Origin of the sequence: Arthrobacter sp. H5, assembly GCF_000520595.1 — a bacterium.
Lineage (GTDB): Bacteria > Actinomycetota > Actinomycetes > Actinomycetales > Micrococcaceae > Arthrobacter_D.
This window is the reverse complement of sequence record NZ_KI914984.1, coordinates 25,981-45,239: the sequence shown is the minus strand read 5'-3', so window position 1 is coordinate 45,239 and position 19,259 is coordinate 25,981. Positions and strand designations below refer to the sequence as shown.

20 protein-coding genes and 1 pseudogene are annotated in these 19,259 nt (G+C 64.3%); 13 read left to right on the top strand and 8 right to left on the bottom strand.

The annotated features are described in order from the left end of the window. Window positions 1–473 (top strand): annotated as a pseudogene (locus Y708_RS29650) (short chain dehydrogenase); the annotation flags it as partial. Between the two features lie 10 nt (window positions 474–483). Then, window positions 484–1,044, top strand: coding sequence for a GNAT family N-acetyltransferase (locus tag Y708_RS0105960; protein ID WP_028279222.1), 561 nt, complete (start codon window positions 484–486; stop codon window positions 1,042–1,044). Here the strand turns inward: Y708_RS0105960 and Y708_RS0105955 are convergent. Beyond that, the gene (locus Y708_RS0105955; protein ID WP_028279221.1) at window positions 1,022–2,236 is read right to left on the bottom strand and encodes an NAD(P)/FAD-dependent oxidoreductase; all 1,215 of its coding nucleotides are present in this window, start codon (window positions 2,234–2,236) and stop codon (window positions 1,022–1,024) included. The genes Y708_RS0105960 and Y708_RS0105955 overlap by 23 nt on opposite strands. A gap of 254 nt (window positions 2,237–2,490) precedes the next feature. Here Y708_RS0105955 and Y708_RS23210 point away from each other — a divergent pair, with 254 nt between their 5' ends. The 5 genes from Y708_RS23210 to Y708_RS23200 all read left to right on the top strand — a co-directional run bounded on the left by Y708_RS23210 (window position 2,491) and on the right by Y708_RS23200 (window position 7,778). After that, entirely contained in the window at window positions 2,491–3,339 is an 849-nt protein-coding gene (locus tag Y708_RS23210; RefSeq protein WP_216699734.1) for an MFS transporter, read from the top strand. A gap of 69 nt (window positions 3,340–3,408) precedes the next feature. Then, the gene (locus tag Y708_RS23205; RefSeq protein ID WP_081746510.1) at window positions 3,409–4,485 is read left to right on the top strand and encodes a 2-keto-3-deoxygluconate permease; all 1,077 of its coding nucleotides are present in this window, start codon (window positions 3,409–3,411) and stop codon (window positions 4,483–4,485) included. 6 nt (window positions 4,486–4,491) lie between these two features. Next, on the top strand, window positions 4,492–5,802 hold the full coding sequence (locus tag Y708_RS0105940; protein ID WP_028279220.1) for a four-carbon acid sugar kinase family protein: 1,311 nt from the start codon (window positions 4,492–4,494) through the stop codon (window positions 5,800–5,802). Beyond that, entirely contained in the window at window positions 5,799–6,824 is a 1,026-nt protein-coding gene (gene pdxA, locus Y708_RS0105935; protein WP_028279219.1) for a 4-hydroxythreonine-4-phosphate dehydrogenase PdxA, read from the top strand. Before Y708_RS0105940 ends, pdxA begins: the two co-directional genes overlap by 4 nt. Window positions 6,825–6,863: 39 nt before the next feature. After that, window positions 6,864–7,778, top strand: coding sequence for a GntR family transcriptional regulator (locus tag Y708_RS23200; RefSeq protein WP_081746508.1), 915 nt, complete (start codon window positions 6,864–6,866; stop codon window positions 7,776–7,778). A 90-nt stretch (window positions 7,779–7,868) separates the two neighbouring features. Here the strand turns inward: Y708_RS23200 and Y708_RS0105925 are convergent, their stop codons facing one another. Further along, the gene (locus Y708_RS0105925; protein ID WP_028279218.1) at window positions 7,869–9,080 is read right to left on the bottom strand and encodes a glycerophosphodiester phosphodiesterase family protein; all 1,212 of its coding nucleotides are present in this window, start codon (window positions 9,078–9,080) and stop codon (window positions 7,869–7,871) included. A 127-nt stretch (window positions 9,081–9,207) separates the two neighbouring features. Next, window positions 9,208–9,783 carry a helix-turn-helix domain-containing protein gene (locus Y708_RS0105920; protein ID WP_028279217.1) on the bottom strand — a complete coding sequence of 192 codons (576 nt, stop codon included), beginning with the start codon at window positions 9,781–9,783 and terminating at the stop codon, window positions 9,208–9,210. 66 nt (window positions 9,784–9,849) lie between these two features. Between Y708_RS0105920 and Y708_RS0105915 the strand changes: the two genes are divergently transcribed. Next, entirely contained in the window at window positions 9,850–10,878 is a 1,029-nt protein-coding gene (locus Y708_RS0105915) for an NAD(P)/FAD-dependent oxidoreductase (RefSeq protein WP_253905702.1), read from the top strand. Continuing rightward, complete coding sequence (locus tag Y708_RS0105910; protein ID WP_051478670.1) at window positions 10,875–11,498, top strand: class I SAM-dependent methyltransferase; 624 nt, start codon at window positions 10,875–10,877, stop codon at window positions 11,496–11,498. Before Y708_RS0105915 ends, Y708_RS0105910 begins: the two co-directional genes overlap by 4 nt. Window positions 11,499–11,756: 258 nt before the next feature. Here Y708_RS0105910 and Y708_RS23195 read toward each other — a convergent pair whose 3' ends face one another. The 5 genes from Y708_RS23195 to Y708_RS0105885 form a co-directional block, all read right to left on the bottom strand. Further along, window positions 11,757–12,035 (bottom strand): CDGSH iron-sulfur domain-containing protein, encoded by a 279-nt coding sequence (locus Y708_RS23195; RefSeq protein ID WP_028279214.1) that lies wholly within the window; start codon window positions 12,033–12,035, stop codon window positions 11,757–11,759. Then, window positions 12,032–13,063, bottom strand: coding sequence for an iron-containing redox enzyme family protein (locus tag Y708_RS0105900; protein ID WP_028279213.1), 1,032 nt, complete (start codon window positions 13,061–13,063; stop codon window positions 12,032–12,034). The genes Y708_RS23195 and Y708_RS0105900 overlap by 4 nt, the downstream gene beginning before the upstream one ends. Window positions 13,064–13,136: 73 nt before the next feature. After that, on the bottom strand, window positions 13,137–13,598 hold the full coding sequence (locus tag Y708_RS27365; protein WP_051478668.1) for an acetamidase/formamidase family protein: 462 nt from the start codon (window positions 13,596–13,598) through the stop codon (window positions 13,137–13,139). A gap of 543 nt (window positions 13,599–14,141) precedes the next feature. Then, a complete protein-coding gene (locus tag Y708_RS0105890; protein ID WP_028279212.1) occupies window positions 14,142–14,462 on the bottom strand; it encodes a putative quinol monooxygenase in 321 nt (106 codons plus the stop codon). 298 nt (window positions 14,463–14,760) lie between these two features. Next, complete coding sequence (locus Y708_RS0105885) at window positions 14,761–16,245, bottom strand: PucR family transcriptional regulator (RefSeq protein WP_028279211.1); 1,485 nt, start codon at window positions 16,243–16,245, stop codon at window positions 14,761–14,763. 94 nt (window positions 16,246–16,339) lie between these two features. Here Y708_RS0105885 and pxpA point away from each other — a divergent pair, with 94 nt between their 5' ends. The 4 genes from pxpA to Y708_RS30860 form a co-directional block, all read left to right on the top strand. Then, the gene (gene pxpA / locus Y708_RS0105880) at window positions 16,340–17,092 is read left to right on the top strand and encodes a 5-oxoprolinase subunit PxpA (protein WP_051478666.1); all 753 of its coding nucleotides are present in this window, start codon (window positions 16,340–16,342) and stop codon (window positions 17,090–17,092) included. A 79-nt stretch (window positions 17,093–17,171) separates the two neighbouring features. Beyond that, window positions 17,172–17,411, top strand: a complete 240-nt coding sequence (locus Y708_RS0105875; protein ID WP_028279209.1) for an acetyl-CoA carboxylase — start codon at window positions 17,172–17,174, stop codon at window positions 17,409–17,411. Then, window positions 17,408–18,769 (top strand): acetyl-CoA carboxylase biotin carboxylase subunit, encoded by a 1,362-nt coding sequence (locus Y708_RS0105870; protein ID WP_253905701.1) that lies wholly within the window; start codon window positions 17,408–17,410, stop codon window positions 18,767–18,769. Before Y708_RS0105875 ends, Y708_RS0105870 begins: the two co-directional genes overlap by 4 nt. Further along, window positions 18,766–19,259 (top strand): 5-oxoprolinase subunit B family protein (locus Y708_RS30860; protein WP_035775438.1); only part of this gene is annotated, 494 nt, incomplete at its 3' end. The genes Y708_RS0105870 and Y708_RS30860, both read left to right, overlap by 4 nt.

The window sequence follows — 19,259 nt, the reverse complement described above, 5'->3', positions numbered from 1 at the left end:
TCGAGGACCTGCAGTTCACCCGCGGCTACCGGCCATTCCGCGCCTACTCCCAGTCAAAGCTGGCCAATCTCCTCGCCGGGCAATACCTGGCGACGATCGCCGACCAGCGCGGCTGGAATCTCCTCAGCACCATCGCCCACCCCGGCTTTACCCGCACCAATCTTCAGACCACGGGCGCCAATCTCGGCCGGGAGAAACCCCGTGCCAACATCTTCAGCACTGAACGCACCCTGATTCCGTTTCAGGACGTGGAGCAGGGCACCGAACCCCTGCTGTATGCCGCGGTGGATCCCGAAGCGCGCCAAGGCGCCTATTATGGGCCGGACCGCATGGGCCTCACCGGTCCCACCACACAGGTCAAGGTGCCGCGGACTGCACGGGGCAAGGATCTCGCCGCCTCGCTCTGGTCCGTCGCCGAGGATCTGACGGGAACTTCGCTGCCCCCAACCGGCGCACCGACCAACTGGGGTTAGGCTGACTGGCGTGACAATTCGCATCACTCAGGGCGCGCCCGGCGACGCCGACCAGCTCGCCGTCCTCGCCGCACTCACTTTCCCGCTCGCGTGCCCACCGACCTCACGGCCGGAAGATATTGAGCAGTATCTGGCAACTGAACTCACCGCAGCAAAGTTTGCCGAGCATCTGACTGATCCGAATAAAACCCTCCTGTGCCTGCGCGGCGATGGTCACCTCCTCGCGTACAGCCTCCTCATCAAGGGGCTTCCGGGTGACGAGCAGGTCCGTTCGGCGATCTCCCTGTTCCCCACCATTGAACTGAGCAAGTTCTATGTGCATCCTTCGCATCATGGGCAGGGTGCGGCGTCGTCCCTCATGGAAGCCAGCCTTGAGGCAGCCAGGCTTTCTGGCGCCCACGGCATCTGGCTTGGCACCAATGATCAAAACGCCCGCGCCGTGCGCTTCTATAAGAAGCACGGTTTTGCAAAAGTAGGCGCAAAAACCTTCCGGCTAGGCAGCGGCATCGAAACCGACTTCGTGCTGGAACGGGCTGTTGCAGATCCGGTTAGGCGCGGCCCTTCAGAATGAAGTGCCAGTAGAGGCGGGGAAACCCGTACCGCTCGATCAGCCAGGTCAAGCGTTTCTCCTTGGCCAGGCCTTTCCAGCCTGGGATGGTGGGCTTGGGCCGGTAGCGGTCGTCAAACTCGGCGAAGACCACGGTTGAGCGGGACACCGTGAACGGGCACGCAGAGTAGCCGTCGTACCGAGCTTTGGGCTGCTGCCCCTTGATCACTGACCGCAGGTTCTTTGCGAGCACCATCGTCTGTTTGCGCAGTGCGGCGCCGGACTTCGAGTTCCGGGTACCGGCCGCGTCCCCCAGCGACCACACGGTTGGGAACCGAACATGCCGCAGGCTGAGTGGGTCCACGGCTACAAAACCTCCGGAATCCGCTTCGTCGGAAAGGGTTTTCAGCCAATCGGGCGCCGATTGCGGCGGTGCGGCGTGCAGAACATCGTAGGTCAGCTGTTCACTTGAATCGGTGAGGGTGTCGCGTATCAGGACGGTGCGTGCCGCTGCGTCCACTTCCGTGAGCTCGCTGCTGCACCGCAGTTCGATCCCGTACTCCGCGATTTTGCGGTTCAACTCCTGATCAACCACGTCCGATCCAAAAACAGTGGGGGTAGGCACAACCAGCACCACCCTGATGTTGTCAAGGACACCTTGCTCCCGCCAGTAGTCACACGCCAGATACATCGGCTTCTGCGACGCCCCGCCACATGTGATGGGACCGGACGGCATGGTGAAGACCACTGTGCCTTTCCGCAGGCTCCGGAACAGGGTCCATGCTTTTGCCGCGAACTCGAACTCGTAATTCGATACGCCGAAGGGCGAGTCCATTGCCTCGCGCAGCCCGGGAACGGCATCCCAGTTTTTCTGGATGCCCGGGCACACCACCACCTGCCCGTATCCCACCCGGCCACCGGACTGGAGAAGAACAGTGTTGGACAATGGCTGCACCTCCACCACACTGTCCTTGATCCAGGTGACGCCGCGCGGGATCACCGAGGACTGCGGCCGCACAGCCTCCTCCGGCTCAGCGGTGCCACCGGCAATATGCGAAAACAGCGGCTGATACAGGTGGCGTTCGCTCGGCTCCACCACCGCGATGTTATTCACACCGTAGCGCCGCAGCCTTGCAGCAAGGGAGATACCTGCGTTCCCTCCGCCGATAATCACCACATGGTGGTAGCGCGTTGCCCGATCGATGTTCGCTGTCATGATGCTCCTTGATCAAGGTGCGGCCGTTGCCCCAAGGCTTCGGACGAAGACCACTCGCAATTTGACCCTACAGCCCAACGCGATCTCCCCCAATAGCGCTGCACATCAGCGCGCTGGCAGTTGGTAGGTACCAACCGAAACATTTGAGGGTGTTGTTTGATTTGCTTGTCGCATTGAAATCACAATATGGGAATCGACCCACGATGCGGTTTCAGAAGATGGGCAACGACGCATCACGAGCCTAAACTCGTTCTGTGAGGCAAGCATCCATGCAGCAAATCGACGGGTCCGCGCGCCACCCCGGCCGGCGCGCCACAGCCATGGCGGCGCTGACCACGGTGGTGGCCGTTCTGCCTGCGTTCCTGGTGGGTGGCCTGGCCGTTCAGCTGGAACAGGATCTCGGCATGACGGCCTCCGCGCTGGGTGTCGCCGTCGCCTCCTTCTGGGCAGTGTCGGCACTCCTTTCGACGCCGGCCGGCTACGTCGCGGCCGGGCTCGGCATGCGGCGCGGCATGCTCCTCACCGTGGGCCTCGGATTCACGGCGATGCTGGGAATAGCCACCCTCACTCCGCACTGGACGTGGCTGATTCTCTGGCTGGGTATTGCCGGGGCCGCCAATGCGCTCAGCCATCCGCTCTCGCACGGTCTGATTGTCGACCAGGTGGGATCCCGCAACCGCGCTTTCTCCTTCGGAATCAAGCAGGCCGCCATTCCCGCCGCCACCCTGACGGCTGGCCTTTCGGTGCCGATTTTTGCGCTCACTGTCGGCTGGCAATGGACCTTCGCCCTCACTGCGTTCCTGGCCGTGCTTCTTGTGCCCGCGCTGATCCGCGTACTCCCGCGGCGGTTGCCGTCCGTTGCTGTGAAATCGAACAAGCCCACAAGGGCACCGCTCCCGCGCCGGCTCAGGCCGTTCCTCCTGGCCACCGCCGTTGCTGGTGCATTCGGCTCAGGGCAGGCAAACGTCGTTGGAGCGTTTACTGTCGCCTCGTGCGCCGCCCAGCAGGCGGTGCCGCGGTGTGGATCCGCCTGCTGGTCCAAAGATTTCCGCAAGAGATTGTCAGTAATAGTTGCGCTGCGTCACATTGAAACCATATTGTAGGTACATCTTGTACGTACAAGTGATGATCTCCCCATACCAACCTCCCCACCACTAGAGAGAAGATTCGCCATGGCCGCCGAATCACGCCCCACCTCCCGAGTCCCCTTGTTTGACGGCATGAACCGCATTCCCGGGGGCTTGATGCTCATCCCACTCATCCTCGGATCCATCGTGGGAACCTTCTTCCCCGGCTTCCTGGAAATGGGCAGCTTCACCACCGCACTCTTTAAAGACGCCGCACTCCCGCTTATTGCCGTGCTGATTTTCGCCACCGGTATGCAGATCACGGCCAAAACCTCCGGTCCGGTTCTCGCAACCACCGGCGTGGTACTGCTCTTCAAGACCGTCATTCCTGCTGCGCTGGTCGCCGGACTCGGGTTGATAGTTGGCGTCGAAGGCATCCTCGGGATCTCCATCCTTGCCCTCCTGGCCTCATTCGATAACAGCAACGGTGGCCTGTGGCTCGCATTCACCGGCCGCTACGGGGACAACCGCGACCGCGGCGCCTACATGGCATCAGCCATCAACGACGGGCCCTTCTTTACCCTGTTGTTCCTCGGCGTCTCAGGCCTGGGCAACATTCCGTTCCTTGCCTTGCTCGCCGCGGTCATCCCCTTGGCTCTGGGCTTCATCGTGGGCAACCTGGACCGCCGCTGGACCGAAATCATGCGACCCGTTCCAAACATCGTGATCCCCTTCTTCGCCTTTGCGCTAGGCACCGGCATCAATCTCGGAAACGTAGTCACTGGTGGTCTTGGCGGCATCTTCGTGGGTATCGCCGCAACCCTGATCACAGGCGCCCTTGTCTACTTCGGCTACCGTTTTGTGCTGCGCCGCGGAAATAAGTCCGGTATTGGAATTGCGTCGGCAACCACCGCCGGTAACTCCATCGCCACTCCTGCAGTGGTTGCCGCGGCAGACCCCACCTTCGCTCCCTTCGTGGAGGTCGCCACAGCACAGGTAGCATCTGCTGTCCTGGTCACAGCAATCTTTGCGCCATTGCTTGCCACCTGGGTGCTCAAGCGACAGGGTGGCCTCACCAGCGGAGATGAGGATATCCCGCTCAACGCAGAGGCTACGCCACTCTCGGGCAGAAGAACCGACGCCCGGCACGACGACGGACCGTTGCCCCGGCCGGAGGGTTAACCATTCATGCGCACACCGATCGCCTCCTCAGCTGTCATTGGCATTGCTGCCGATGACCTGACCGGGGCAAACGACACGCTTGTGCAGTTCGCTGAGGCGGGATGGGTATCCCGCCTCAGTTTGGGCGGACACGCGCTGGAGCCCGTCAGCGGTCCAACCGCTGTAGCCGCTGTGACGGATGCCCGGTCGCTGGGCGCTGAGGCAGCGCGCACACACACCAGCGACGCCGTCGTGCGCCTTATTGCCGATGGCACCGACCGCCTGTACGTCAAGATCGACTCCACCATGCGTGGCAGCGTGGCCAACCAGATCGGGGGAGCGCTGAGCGCGTGGACTCTTCGCTACCCCGGATCATTTGCCGTTGTGTGCCCGGCTTATCCGGCGATGGGCCGCACCGTGGAAGCTGGGCGACTGTTGGTGAACGGTGCGCCGGTGGAGTCCTCGGCCGCGGGCCGGGATCCAGTCACACCCGTGCTGACCAGCCGGATGCAGGACCTGCTTCAAGGGTCCTCATCCATCGACCTGTCTACCATCCAGCCTGGGCGGCGCACAGCTGAGCTGATCGCGGCAGCGCAGATTGGCAATGGAACCGTGGTGGTGGACGCCTCCACCGACACCAACCTTGAGGTGCTCGCGGAGGTACTGAACGACGTCGGCCAGCGAGCGGTACCTGTGGGCTCGGCCGGGCTGGCCGGTGCACTGGCCCGTCGATGGGGTGCCAGTGTCGGAGTTTCGCCCAGAACGGCAACCAACACCGCCGCACCGAGCGGCCGCACCCTTGTGGTGGTCAGCTCACTTCACGACGTTGCCAGAGAGCAGTCGAACAGGCTGGTCAGTGCGTTGCCGGCCGTGAGCCTGGCCGCACTCCAGCCAACCATGCAGGACCTGACCGATGTTGTCTCAGCGGCTCAGTGGCTTGAGCACACGCTCAATCAATGGGGCGAACTGCCTCAGGCGCTCCTGCTCCTGTCGCCCGTCCATTCCGCGCTCGGAAGCTCCGGCGCGCGCGCCGGAGCGGAGATAGCAAACCGCCTCGCCGGGCTGGCCACGGCGATCATGGACCGGTCAACTATTTCCCACCTCGTCCTGGTTGGCGGAGATGGCGCCCGCGCGGTGCTCAGGGCCTGTGACGCAACCTCAATCCTGGTGCACGGTGCACTACGGGAAGGTGTGCCACAGGGGGTCATCCGCGGTGGCCGCGCTAACGGAGTATCCGTGGTGACCAAGGCAGGCGGATTCGGCCATCCGGAATCGCTCGTGGAAATCATTAGTGCAGTGCAAACCCAAACCCAACTTCCAACGGAGGCACGCCCATGACCATCCCCACACTCGCCCTCACCCTTGGAGACGTTGCAGGCATCGGGCCGGAGATCACCGCCAAGTCCCTGCTTGGTCACGACGAGCTGAGATTGATATCCCGCCCGATCGTTATCGGCGACGAGGCCGCTATGCGGCGCGGCGTCTCGAACGTAGGTGGCGATCCCGGAAAAGTACGGGTCATCACCTCCGTCTCGGAAGCCACCAATGAGCCGGGAACCATTGAGCTGCTACAAACAGGTCCCTCGCTGGCCCATGTACCGGTCGGAGAGCTGAGCGCCGACGCAGGCGACGGCTCCTACCGCTTTGTGGTGGAAGCGTGCAGACTTGCGCGCGAAGGCGAAGTGGACGGAATTGTCACGGCACCCCTGAACAAGGCCGCCATGCACGCAGGCGGGCACAAATGGCCCGGCCACACCGAGCTACTGGCCCACGAGTTCGGCGTGGACAACTTCAGCCTGGTGCTTTCCGCCGGAGAACTGTACTTTTTCCACCTCACCACGCACGTCTCCCTGCGGCAGGCCATAGAGGACATCACTCCGGAGCGGACCGGAAACGTCATCGAGCTGGTGAGTGCCTTCACCAAGGCGCTCGGCAACCCTGACGAGCCCATTGGGCTTGCCGGTCTGAACCCACATGCGGGCGAGAACCGTCTTTTCGGCAATGAGGACGCCGACATTCTCGCACCGGCCGTGGAGAAGGCCCGCGTAAACGGCATCAATGTGCAAGGCCCCCTCCCCGCCGACGCACTGATCCCAGCCGCCGTCAAGGGCAAGTGGAACATGGTCATTGTCTGCTACCACGATCAGGGTCATGCACCGTTCAAGGCGGTCTATGGCGACGACGGCGTCAACATCACCGTTGGCCTTCCGGTGGTCCGCGTATCCGTGGATCACGGAACCGCGTTCGACATCGCAGGCAAGGGCATTGCGCGCGAAGCGAGCCTGGTTCTCTCCCTTGAGCGTGCAGCCGCTCTGGCGCCGGGCTGGGACCACGTCTGGCGGACCGCACGCCAGAGCTAAGGCACTGCCACGGGCTAACGTGCTGAATAATTGGTCCACATGAACTCCGCAGCTGGCGACGAGCGTCCCGTTAACCCTTCCAGCGCCATCCCACTACACCTGCAGTTGAGGAGCCACCTGCGGGCGCAGATTGTCAACCACTCGATGCCTCCCGGTACGCCGCTGCCCAGCGAAGCCCAGTTACAGGATCAGTTTGGCGTCTCCCGCTCGGTGGTGCGCCAGGCCCTTGGCGCCCTGGCCGCCGAAGGGCTCATCGACCGTGGACGGGGCAGAGGAAGCACGGTTGCCCCTCGCCGCGAGCACCATCGCCTGATCCAGCGCATACCGGGCTTGTCGACGCAGATCGCGGAGACCGGAGTCAGTGTCGAAACCGAGATCCTGGCATTTTCCGTTGAAGCAGCGCACGGATCGGCGGCGGTGCTCGGCACCACCGAGGTGTTGGCACTCAAACGGTTGAGATCAGTTGACGGCTCCCCCATTGCGCTGATTCATACCTGGCTTCCGCTTCCCCTGTGCAGGGGGTTGACGGCGGAAGACCTGCGCAACGCATCGCTCCACGCGGTCCTGCGGGAAAAATTCGGTATCGACATTACCGCCGGCCGCCGCCAAATCAGGGCAGCTCCAGCGGACGCGGACCTGCTGGCGCTGCTGCGGATGGAGGCCCACTCACCTGTGCTGCTCCTTGAAGGAACCAGTGTGGACGCCACCGGACGTACAGTCGAGGCGTTCACCACCTGGCACCACGCGGATCAGGTGGTCTTCGATATCGACGTGGTCAATGACGGCAATTCCGCACCAATGAAGCCGCCGACGGACCGCACGCTGCCGGACCATGGCACAGTCGGAGCCCAGGACAGTACCGCCCTGACGCTGGCTGTTCGCGCGAAGGAACTTGGACGCAGCCTGGAGCAGCTCGCGGAGGATCTGCAGCTACTGGGGAAGAACCGGACGTGAGCGGATCCTGTCCGATCGTCCAGCCACGACAGCGCCCGGCGACCATTCCTGGTGCCGGGCGCCGTCGTCGTCGTTCGCTTGATTGAGAACTTAGTTCGCGAAGACGTCCAACAGCCTGTCCTGTGCGGTCCACAGCGCAACTGACTCGCCGCCGTTGTTCAGCAACGAGGCGGTGCCGCCGTTGTAGTAGGCACTTTCGGTGTCTGTGCCCGGGCCGGTGTAGACACGCAGTTCAGCCTCCGGCGCAAGCACGTACCCGTCCCCGATGTTCAGAACGTTGTTCGCTGCATCGCGGATGATGGCGCCGCTCAGGTCGATGCTGTGGTTGCTGGTGTTACGCAGGAGAACGTGTTCGCCGGTCTCGGCCTGCACATCGTCACCAGCGGGATTGTTGATCGAGTCCACAATCTCCACACCGCTGCCCGGGAACACCGGCTGGTCCGCGAGGTAGCGGGCATTCTGGATGGGAAAGTCGGTGGTGACCGCGTCAACACCGAGATCCAGGGAAGCCTGGACCGCCTCCGGAGAGTTCACCGTGTAGACGCCGAGCACCAGCCCAGCAGATTTAACGTCGCTGACGTTCTGCTCGGTCAGCACGCGGTAGTTGGTGCCCACCGAATCGGCAAACTCCGTCCACGATTCCAGCACTGCCGGTCCCGGCACCGTGCCGGAGAGCTGCTGCAGTTCGATTTCCGGCGCAATGGCGGCGAAGCGGCGGTTGGACGCCTCATCGAAGCCGAGGACCTGGATCTTGTCTGCGGCTACCAGCTTCTGCCACTTCTTGTCGGTGCGCAGCTCATCGGCGACCACCTGCTCAATACCGGGGGAGTTCACCGGCGATTTAATCTCGATGTACACGCCGGTCCTGGCCGTGGCGATGGCGGCGGCGTCGTCCAGGTGCGGGATGGGCTCCCCGGTATAGCGATCGTCGAAGTAGGAGCCTGCGTCCAGCTGCTGCAGTTCGTCCCAGGTGAAGGACGTGATGGGATCATCTTCGCGTCCGGGGAACACCTCCTCCACGTTGGTGGTGCGGGCGGGGGTGTTGTCATGAAACAGGAACGGCACGCCATCGGAGCTGAGCTGTACATCGATTTCGAAGAAATCGGCCCCCGATGCCCTGCCATCCTTGAACGCGGCGACGGTGTTCTCCGGTGCGGTACCGGCAGCGCCGCGGTGACCAATGAGAATCGGCTGATCCTCCGGCGCGGGTGCCGCGACTGCGGCCGGTGCGATTATCAGGCCCAGGCCAACAACGGTCATCGCGACCGTGCCGGTGATGGATTGTGTGAGGCTGAATGCCATGGAAGAGGTCCCTTCATTGTGAGGTTGGTGGTTCCCTTCACGATGATGCTTCCTTACGGGGACATCCTTTGTGCCAACCGGAGGTGAACGCACGGTGAAACGGGCCGGACGTCGGAGCAACCGTGGCTTATGTGCTCTTGGCCCGCAGATGCATCCGCTCCCCCTGCCGGCCGAACAGACTGAGGAACTCCACGCCATCGCCGTCCGCCGGGCCAAACCAGTGCGGCACGCGCGTATCGAACTCCGCAGCCTCCCCTGCCGGCAGCACCAGATCCTTATCACCCAGCACCAGCCTCAGGTTGCCGTTGAGCACGTACAGCCATTCATAGCCCTCATGCACTTTCTGATCCGGCTCCCCCTTAGCCCCCGCGTCAAGAATGTGTTTGTAGGCCTGGATTCCGCCGGGTCTGCGGGTCAACGGGATCACCGTCATTCCATGATGGACAATCGGGCGCAGGTGCACGCGCGGATCCCCGGTGGTCGGCGCACCAACCAGCTCATCGAGCGGAACCTGATGCGCCTTCGCCAGCGGTAACAGCAGCTCCAGGTTGGGTCGGCGCTGCCCTGATTCCAGCCGCGACAGTGTGCTCACCGAGATTCCGGTGGCCTCGGACAACGCGGCCAGCGTTGTATCACGTCGCAACCGAAGTTCCCGGAGCCGCGGCCCCACAGCAGCCAATGCGTCATCAAGTGCTTCATCCATCGTTCCAGTTTGCCACTTCAGCAACAATACTTGCCAGTTTTTGCTGCTGGGATCAGGATGGAAAGCATGAACAAGTCAACAGAAAAGTACGACGTCGTCATTGTCGGCGGCGGGTCCGCCGGCCTGAGTGCCGGGCTGATGCTGGGACGCTCACGCCGTTCGGTCGCCGTGATTGACGGCGGCGAACCACGCAATGCGCCGGCGGCCGCCGTGCACTCCTTCCTCACCCGCGACGGCATGCCGCCAGCCGATCTGGTGGCCGTGGGCCGCACGGAAGTCGAAACCTACGGCGGCCGGATCATCGCGGGCCGGGTGGGCTCGGCTCATCGCGACCGCGGTGGCTTTACCGTCACGCTGGAGGACGGACAGGCAATCACCGGCAGCAGGCTGCTCATCGCCACCGGCCTGACCGACAAACTTCCGGACGTGCCCGGTGTCCGCGAGCGCTGGGGACGCGATGTGCTGCACTGCCCGTACTGCCACGGCTGGGAAGTCCGCGACCAACACATCGGCATCCTCGCCTCCGGCCCCATGTCCATGCACTTGGCAATGCTGTTTCCGCAGTGGAGCAGCAGCGTCACCCTGTTCCTCAACGACTCCCTCGAGCCCACGGATGAGGAGTGGGAGAAGCTCGCGGCCAGGGGCGTCACGGTGGTTGACGGAACCGTGGAATCGCTGATGGTGGAGGACGATTCGCTCACCGGAGTGCAGTTGGACGGCGGGAGAGTAATCCGCGTCCAGGCCCTGGTGGTCATGCCGCGCTTCGCAGCGCGCGTCGAAGCCTTCGCGGCCCTGGGCCTGGAAGCCGTGGACCACCCCTCCGGGCTTGGGAACCATCTGGAGGTCAACAACAGTGGCGCCACGGAGGTTCCCGGGATCTGGGCCGCGGGTAACGTCACCAATCCCATGGCCCAGGTGCTTGCCTCCGCTGCAGCGGGATCAATGGCAGGTGCCGCGATCAATATGGACCTCATCGATGAGGAGCTGACCCAGGCTTTAGCCCTCCGTGACCCCTTCTCGGCCGAGTCGGAAGCACGCAATACTGAGAGGGTATTGGGCAACAGGCGGCACGGATTAGAGGTGGCACAGCCATGACTGCAGAGTTTGACCAGGCCTTTTGGGACAGCCGTTACAGTGAGCAACCCGCCATTTGGAGCGGCAACCCCAACCCCCAGCTGGTTACCGAGGCAGCCGATCTGCCGCCTGGCCGTTCCCTCGACGTCGGTGCCGGTGAAGGCGCCGACGCCATCTGGCTGGCGCAGCGCGGGTGGACGGTCACCGCCGTCGACATATCCGCGGTTGCCCTGCAACGGGCCCAGGCCCATGCCCGCGGCCAGACGATCGAATGGAAGCGGGCGGACCTGACAACGTGGGCCCCGCCGTCGTCGTCCTTCGACCTGGTCTCGGCGCAGTTCATGCAACTGCCGCCCGAACCGCGCGCCGCCCTGTTCAGGAATATCATCGCGGCGGTGGCGCCCGGTGGAACCCTGCTGGTGGTGGCCCACGACCCCTCGGACATGGAGTCGGGTGCGCACCGCCCGCACCATCCCGACCTGTTCTACACCGCGGAGGACATCGCCGGGTCACTCGGCACAGAGTGGGAGATCGTCGCCGCGCAGACCCGTCCGCGGGCTGCCAAAGACCGCGAGGGCGGCGCCGTCACCATCAAGGACTCAGTGCTGCGCGCCCGCCGGACGGTGCCGGGGGGAGCCTAATCAGCCGGGCTCACCCGAGCAGTTGATGGGTGTAACACCGGCCAGCAGCAGTGGAACCGAGACGTTGAGCCGGCGACCGAGAGCGCTGCCCGCGCAAACCGGGGCGAAGGCGATCTGGCTGGGGACCAACGACGAGAATCACCGAGCCGTACGGTTCTAAGAAAAGCACGGCTTCACCAAGGCGGGCGTGAAGGCGTTCCGCCTGGTTGCCGACGTCGAGAACCACTTCATCCTGGAGCTGCAACTGCACGAGCGAAACTAGCTCTCGGGCTCGGTCTTGAAGCCGATCAGCTTGTGGCTGCCGTCGCAGTAGGGTTTCAGCACCGATGCCCCGCACCGGCACAGGGCAACCGTCTTGCGGCTGCGGCGCAACGGCTTGCCGTCCGGATCGACAATGTCGAAATCGCCGCGGACCAGCAGCGGGCCATCGGGGAAGGCAACAATGGTCTGCCGCGGACCGGACAGCGGACGGGACGGCGAAGCTCCACTGTCCGGTGAGCCGTCGTCGTCATACGCGTCCCTCTGAGTGGCGCTCATGCGGACACCGTCGACGACGTACGCAACGACGAGCTGCCGGCGGTCCACGCGCCAAGAATGTGTTCGGTCATCCAGGTGTCAACGGTCATTGCGGCCGCGGCGCCGAAAAATACGTCCTCCAGCAGTGCCGGCTCGGCTTCGACCAGCCCGCCCGCCAGGTCCCTGCCTGCAATCTGCTCATGGACCGCGTCGGCCTCAACGTGCTCGTCGAAGTAGGCTGCTGTGGCATCGTCGTAGCCGAGCCGCCGGAATCCCCTGGCATAGAGCCGGTTAGCCTGCGAGGAAGTCATCTCGTAGGAGGCCAGGTGCCCCACGATTGCGCCGCGGAGCCGACGGTTGAGCCCAAACATTGACATCAGGTTCGAGGACGCAAGGGTGATGGCGGGTACCGCGTCGAGGTAGTTGCCGTAGCCGTCGTCGAGCCCGGCGCCCCTCATGGACTGGGCGAATAAAGCCGAGTGCATCCTCTCCGGCACTCCCCCGCCGTACTCATCGGCCTGGATCTCCACCATTGCGGCCTTCGCCCGGCCGGTGAGGCGGGGAATGGCCCACGTATGCGGGTCCGCTTCCTTGAGGGTATAGATGGATTTCTGGATCAGGAATTCCCTGACCTGCTCCTCGGACGCCGTCTTGGCCACATACCGGGACATGCTGGGACCGCCGTCGTCCCCGGTGAGTTGGAAGAGGCCAGCAGCGACACCGGCGCTGGTGGGAGCCGGCAGTGCGGGCAGGGACACGGCGGACCGGAGCTGCGATTCGTACGCCTGTTCCAGCCGGCGTCGTTCGGAGATCAGGTCGGGGTGCCATTCCCAGCTGTCGTCCACACCGTCGATGCCGCCGTAATGCAGCTCGAACAGGCAGAAAAGGGTCAGCTGGAGGTCCTCGTCGAAGGCGAGATCAGGGGTAGCCGCGACTGCTTCGTCGACGGCCGCGATCAGTTCGCGGGACCCTGAGGTACGCTGCTCCGGTCCGCTCAGGGTTTCCAGCAGCAGCGAACTGACCGGGCCGCGAGGCTCTGGTTGTTTCATGACGGGACCCCTTTCGTCGGGCAGCCGAAGCAGCAGTCAAACTATTCCTCAGCATACTTGGTATTTTTGTCGGCTAAGCCCGAGGGATCGGATCAGGTGGGCGGCGACACCTGCACGGCATCGCTCGGCAGCACCGCTTGCACGCCCCAGGTTTCGTTTCCGTGGTCATGCCGCACTCGATCGCGGTGCCGCCCACCTCGCCGTCGCCCTGCGCCGCGTGTCCGTCGCCAACACACAGCAGCGCGTCGGGCACGGTAACCGGCAGGAACAGCACGGAGCCGGCGGTCAGTTCACGGCAGTCAATGTTGCCGCCGCCGTCCGCCCGCGGCGGGGTGGTGGCGAACCCGTCCGGACGATCGGGTGGAACGCCGACGACGCCAAGGAACGGGTTTGTCCTGACGATCTGTCCCAGTTGGTTGATCGCCGTTCCCTGCTGCGCGTCCACCTCCCAGAGCAACCACTGCGGGTTCCCGCCGTCGACGTCGAGCAGGCGCGTGAACGCATCGTCCTTACGGCCCGCGTTGGTGAAACCCACGCGTCGGGCGTCAGGGCATTGAAGGTGACGGCCCGCATGTCCCCTGGCTTCGCGCCCGCCACGGCGATGGGGCCGGTGAGGCAGTGCCCCAATCGGTCGGCGAAGAGCTGCGGCCTGTCTTCGCCAGGAACGGTTCGCCGTTCCAGATGGCCCCACGCATCGAGGGAGCGGACCCGCACGGTATCACCGGGGCTGACCGAGAGCACCGGCGGGGTGTCGCGGGAGAACACCTGGGTGGTGGTGTCCGGGCCGGGCTCAAGGTGGTGAACAGCCATCCGCTTAGCCTACGGTCCCGGCTGGCGTGCGGTGTCAGCTCTTGAGTATCCGCAGCGCCATCAGGCAGGTGGCCTGCCCGTCCAGGGTGGAAAGGGATAACCTCAGCAGCCCTTCGAGCTTGCTGATCCACTGGTTCAGGGTGTTCCGGTGGATGGAGAGGCTTGCCGCGGCCGGGGAGGGCTGTGCGTCACATGGAAGCGATCAGAGCGCTGATGCCAAGCCCGGGGACGCGGATCCCGCTCAGAAGACGGCCGGCGAGGCGGAGGGTCAGTCGACCGTCAGTTCACCCATGCGGCCCCAGCCGTCGGCGGAGACCTTCTCGCTGATGATCTCAGGGGTATCCACCAGAGCCTGAGGCATATCCTGCATGGCCTTGGTGAAATGGTCACTGTTTACGTGGTCACCCGCGGCGTCGTCTGTGAATGCCTCGACCAGCACAAACTCATGTGGATTCTCCACGCTGCGGGACCAGTCGAACCAGAGGTTGCCTGGTTCGTTGCGGGTGGCCTCAGTGAATTCGCGGGTGAGGTCCAGCCAGCGGTCGGACCAGTCGGGCTTGATCTTGAATTTGACGACAATGAAGATCATGGCACTGCCTTTCACGTGTACTTCGGTGACTCCCCCAGAATAGACTTTCTCCACCAGCGCCCTCCATTCCACCAGGAGCACCCCCTTTGCTCTCCGCCTTTCGTCGGGGGTCAGGGCGTTGAAGGTGACGGCCAGCATGTCTCCAAGCTTCGGCGTCCCAGACAGCCCCACGCATCAGGGAACGGACCCGCTCGGTATCCCCTGGGTCCACCGTGAGCACTGGCGGGGTGTCAAGGGCAAACACTTGGGCGGTCAACAGTCATCAGTGCAGCCTGCGGTCCCCGTGCGTCGCTGGAGGTCAGCTCTTAAGGATCCGCAGCGCCATCAGGCAAGTAGCCTGGCCGTCCAAAGTCCCGAGAGACAACCTCAGCAGCCCTTCCAGCTTGCTGATCCGCTGGCTGAGGGTGTTCCGGTGGATGTAGAGGCTGGCCGCGGCCCGGGAGGGCTGCGCGTCGTGGGCCAAATAGCATTCCAGAGTGTCGAGCAGACCCAGCGCATGGGTGGAATCATAGTCAATCACCGGTGCCAGCAGCTTTCGCGCCCCGGCCCGCGCCCCGTGTGTTGCGGTGGAAGCGATGAGTGCGCTGATACCCAGCTCCGGTGCGATAGTTGGCCGGACCACTGTCGACAGCAGTTCCTGGGCCTGATGGACGCCGAGCCGCAACTCGTCACTGCTGGCGCAGGGCCCCTTCAGCACCACGGCCCGGTCCGGCATCTCCTCGGCGAACCACTGGAACAACGACTCGGGAGCATCTATCAGGGCATCGCTACCGGTACGTGGCTGCTGGGCGAACGCGAAAAGTATTCCGCTGCGCACCTGGACGCGGACGACGTCGAACGCTGACTGCAGCATGAGCCGCGTCTTCCAGGCATCCGACAGGGTGCCGTGTCCCGTCCGGGCGGCAATGACCACTGTGGCTTCAGTGCTGCGGAGCCCGGTAGACCGCAGCGTCTCGGCGAACTGCTCCAGGGCAACACCGTTCCAGTCCGACACCTGATCCAGCAGGGTTTCCAGTTCGGGCTGCTTGGTCGTGGTTGTCAGCAGCGCCGTGTGCAGCTGCACGGCAATGATCGACGCGACCGGCGCCAGGAGGGTGGAGATGGGATGGTCCACCTCAGCGTCGCGCACCACCAGCTGGAACGAATCGCCGGTACCCATCGGCAGCGGCACCGTGACATCCATTCCTTCCGATGCTGCCCACTCCAGGTCCTCTTGGCTCCAGGCGGAGTGCTCTGGTGACCGGGCAATCACGGCGCCGGCCGCGTCCACAATTGCCAGCTCGCCCTTGACCGCCGCTGCGGCAGCCTCGAGGATGACCGACAGACGTGCACCGGATGAAGCAAGGCCGGCGCACGTCTGGGCCAGCTCCCAGGAACGGGTGATCGCCGTAAAGCGTTCCGATTGCAGCACATTGGTGACATGGCGATGCACCTGCAGGAACGGCACCGACCGGGGGATCTCCAGCAGCGGCAGATCATGGGCAGAGGCTGCACGCACCAGCCCCGGCGGGATCAGGCGGTGAGCGGATCCGGTCCCAAAGGCAATGGCAGCGACCTGCACGCGTACCAGCCGCTCCACGTAGGCCGACCAGGTGCGGTCATCCTCGATGTTCAGGCCGATCCCGTTGGTCAGGAGGAGGACGTTCCGGCTCAGGAACGGCGTGGGATCAATGGTTTCCGCCGGGGCACACCAGCTGATCTCCCGCGCCAACCGCTCCCCGGAGCTGGGGGTGTGCAGCCGCAGCTGCAGGGTGTCTTCGGACAGCAGATCCGCAATAATCATCAAGACCCACCTGTGCAGTTGCCCATCGAACCCGATTATCCGAGGGCAGAAGACCACTATATCCGCCTAGGCAATGGCTACTAGGGTGAAGCGCATGACTTCGCCAGCTGTGACCCCCGCCACTGCCAAGCCAACCCCCACCCTGAACTCGGACATGGGCGAGTCCCTGGGCCTGCATTCCTTTGGCAACGATCTCGCGTTGATGGACACTGTTGACGTCATCAACGTGGCCTGTGGATTACATGCGGGAGACCCCGACACCATGGCGGCCACCGTCACCGCTGCCGCCGCGCGCGGACTCGGCATCGGCGCCCATCCAGGGCTGCCGGACCTCGTGGGCTTTGGCCGGCGTGAGATGAAGCTCACCGCCGACGAGGTTGAAAACATCATGATGTACCAGGTTGGGGCCCTCTGCTCCTTCCTCACAGCCTCCGGCGCCACACTGAACCACATCAAACCCCACGGATCGCTGTACGGCATGTTGTCCAGGGACCGCTCCCTGATGACCGCCGCCGCCAAGGTAGCCGCCCTCTACGACGTGCCCTTCTACGGCCTGGCCGGGACTGAACACCAGTCCGTCTGCGACCAGATGGGTGTGCAGTTTGTCAGCGAACTGTATGTGGACCTCAACTACGGGCCGGAAGGCCAGCTGCTCATCCAACGCCGGCCCGAACCCACCGACCCCGCCAAGGCCGCAGAGCGAGTCCGTCGCGCCGTGGCCGACGGCGTCGTCGCGGCCTCGGATGGCACCGAACTGCGGGTCGAATTCCAGAGCATCTGCGTCCACTCGGACGCACCCAACTCACCCCAGGTGGCCGCCGCCGTGCGAGATGCCCTGTCCCAGTAATCCCCAGTCATCCGTCCCGATAACTCAACCGTTCCCACTAGCCCGCCCCCGAACCCGCACGAGCTTCGAAAGGCCACCCATGACCGACATCATTTCTCCGCTTCCTGGCATTTTCTACCGCAGGCCCGGCCCCGACAAGGAGCCCTACGCCACCGAAGGCGACCGGATCGAGGCAGGCCAGACGGTGGGCGTCGTCGAAATCATGAAGCAGTTCTCCGAGGTGCGCAGCGACGTCTCAGGGATCCTCGAAAGCTTCGCCATCGAGGATTCGGGCACCGTCAACCCCGGCGACGTCATTGCGACGGTGACCGAAGAATGACCGTGGACAAGCTGCTGGTCGCGAACCGGGGCGAGATCGCCGTGCGCATCATCCGCGCGGCCCGTGAGCTGGGCGTCCGGACGGTTCTGGCGGCCAGTGAACCCGATGAAGGCTCCTACGCGGCGCAGCTCGCCGACGAGGTCCACGTCATCGGCCCGGCACCGGCGGGGAAAAGCTACCTCAACTCTGCGGCGGTCCTTGAGGCGGCCCAGGCCACCGGGTGCGACTCGCTGCACCCCGGCTACGGTTTCCTCTCCGAGAACGCCGGGTTCGCGAAAGCCGTGGCCGACCGCGGGCTGACCTGGATCGGCCCCGCCGCCGACGCCATTGAGCTGATGGGCGACAAGTCCCGCGCCCGGCAGGCAGCCACAGCGGCAGGTGTCCCCACCCTGCGCGGCAGCGACGGCGCGCTCACCCCCGACAGCGACATCCTGGGGATCGCCGACGACGTCGGCTACCCCCTGGTGGTCAAGGCAGCGGCCGGTGGCGGCGGCAGGGGCATCCGTCTGGTCACAGCCGCACAGGATCTCCTTTCCACCGTCGAGATCGCCCAGGCCGAAGCCCAGGCGGCCTTCGGTGACTCCTCGGTCTACCTGGAGCAGTTTGTCCACCGCGCCAGGCACGTCGAGGTCCAGATCATCGGCGACGGCCGGCAGGTCATCCATCTGGGCGACAGGGACTGCTCATTGCAGCGGCGTCAGCAGAAAATCGTTGAGGAAGCCCCTGCGCCGGGGCTGCCGGACGACGTCAGGGCGACCATCCTTGCGTCATCCATCGAACTCGGTCGCCAGTGCAGCTACAGCGGGCTGGGCACTGTGGAATTCCTCTACAACCCGGATACCCGGGAAGCCGCGTTCATCGAGATGAACACCCGGCTGCAGGTGGAACACCCTGTCACCGAGATGATCACCGGTCTGGACCTGATCCGCGAGCAGATCCTGGTGGCGCGCGACGGCGTACTGCGCCTCACGCAGGAGGACATCAGTTTCAGCGGCCATGCCTTTGAATTCCGCATCAATGCCGAGGACCCCGAAAACGGCTTCATGCCAAGCCCCGGCACCCTCGAGCGGCTTCAGTGGCCGGGAGGACCAGGCGTCCGCATCGACTCCGGCGTCGTGGCCGGTTCCGCAGTGGCGCCGTTCTACGACTCCCTGCTGGCCAAGCTCATCGTCTGGGATTCCAGCAGGGACCAGGCGATGGCGCGGTCTGCCGGAGCGCTCAGCGAGGTCCTCATCGACGGAGTGAAGACAACGTTGCCACTGCTAAAGGCGGTCCTCGCCCGGAGCGAAGTGGGCGCCGTCGAACACCACTCGAAGTTCATCGAAACAACACCTGACCTGTTAGGAGCGAGTGCATGAGCGACACAGCCCTGCACCTGGACGCGGCGCGCTACACCTGGGGAGGAGACGAGTTCCTGTTCGTCGAAATCGCCGAAGGAATGAGCCTCGCCGCCAACTTCAAGGCCAACGCAATGGCAGCGGCGCTCGGATCCCTGAATCTTTCCGGGATCACCGACATCTGCCCGGCCAACGCGTCATTGCTGATCCGGTTCGACCCCGACGACCTCCCACCCGATGCCCTTGAGGAAGCAGTCCGTGGCGTGGAGGCCGAGGTGGCGCAGATGTCGCAGCACACCCTCCAGACCCGCATCATCGAGGTGCCGGTCTGGTACGACGATCCGTACACCCGCGAAACCGGGGCCCGATTCCGTAAGGGACACCAGCGCCCGGAAGGCAACGATCTCGACTTCGCGGCCGAGGAGAACAACCTGGCGTCCCCGGCCGAGTTCATCAAGCGTCATCACGAGTCCCCGTGGCTGGTGTCGATGGTCGGCTTCGTCGCCGGCCT